Source organism: Streptomyces sporangiiformans, from assembly GCF_005768555.2.
Lineage (GTDB): Bacteria > Actinomycetota > Actinomycetes > Streptomycetales > Streptomycetaceae > Streptomyces > Streptomyces sporangiiformans.
In genome coordinates, this window is record NZ_VCHX02000226.1 from 1 (window position 1) to 1,219 (window position 1,219).

The 1,219-nt window shown below is 67.3% G+C and carries 2 protein-coding genes; one reads left to right on the top strand and one right to left on the bottom strand.

The genetic code is table 11. From position 1 onward, the window contains the following. Window positions 1–461 (bottom strand): TetR/AcrR family transcriptional regulator (locus FGD71_RS35015; RefSeq protein ID WP_140936023.1); only part of this gene is annotated, 461 nt, incomplete at its 3' end. A gap of 102 nt (window positions 462–563) precedes the next feature. Between FGD71_RS35015 and FGD71_RS35020 the strand changes: the two genes are divergently transcribed. Beyond that, window positions 564–1,219: SDR family NAD(P)-dependent oxidoreductase (locus FGD71_RS35020; protein ID WP_119104598.1), on the top strand; the 656-nt coding region annotated here is incomplete at its 3' end.

Sequence of the window (1,219 nt, forward strand, 5' to 3'; positions counted from 1 at the left end):
ACATCGTCGGAGGTGACGTCGGTTCGCAGGCTGCCGTCTCGGGCGCCGGCCTCGAGAAGGGTGGCGACGGCGTCGGTAAGGAGTGCGCGGCTGTCGGCGTATGGGTCGACTCCGGAGGCGATGACCGCGTTGAGTGCTGCGGACATGCCGCTCTTGGCCGTGGCGTAGTCGAGGAAGTGTTCCATCCACATCCGGGTGGCCTCGGCGGCCGGATGCTGGGCGAGGAGGTCTGGTGCCTTCTCGCACACGCGGGTGAGTTGGTGTCGGTAGGCGGCGTCGATGAGGGCTTCTCGAGTCGGGAAGTGTCGGTAGAGCGTGCCGACACCGACGCCCGCCTGCTTGGCGATGGCGGCCGGCGCGGCGTCCAGCCCCTGCTCGGCGAAGACTTGTGCCGCGACCTCCAGCAGACGCTCCCGATTATGTAGCGCATCGCTCCTGGTCCGGCGGGGGGTGGCGGGCATGCGGGTTCCTCCGGTGCCTGTCTCCAGTTGCATTCTGGAATGCGTTCCGCTTAACTTCCTAACCGGAATACGTTCCGGTATCACTCTACTCCAGGAGACTCCATGCCCACTCCCTCCGACAAGGCAGTACGTCACTGGTTCGTCACCGGAGCCTCCGGCGGCCTGGGCCGCCACCTCACCGAGCACGCCCTCCAGCGCGGCGACCGCGTCACGGCCACGGTCCGCCGCCCCGCAGCTCTGCAAGACATGCGCGAGACGTACGGCGACCGGCTGACGCTCGAGACCCTCGACATCACCCGGTCGGCCGACATCGACAAGGTGATCGGCAAGACTCTCCAGTCCGCACCGGTGGACATCGTCGTCAACAACGCCGGATACGCAGTCGTGGGCGCCGCCGAGGAGATGACTGTCGAGCAGATCCGCGACCAGATCGAGGTCCTCCTGCTCGCTCCGATGCTGATCACCCGGGCCTTCCTGAAGCCGATGCGCGAGCAGGGCGGAGGCCGAATCATCCAGATCTCCAGCATGGGCGGCCAGATCGGCACCCCCACACACAGCTCCTATCACGCGGGCAAGTGGGGGCTGGAAGGCTTCACCGAGAGCGTCAGCCGCGAAGTTGCCGACTTCAACATTCACCTCACCCTGGTCGAGCCCGGCGCCACCCGCACCGGCTTCGCCTCGGCCCTGCGCTACACCACCGAATCGACCCCCTACCGCGACAACGCCGTCGGCCAGACGCGGCGCTACCTGGAGACCGC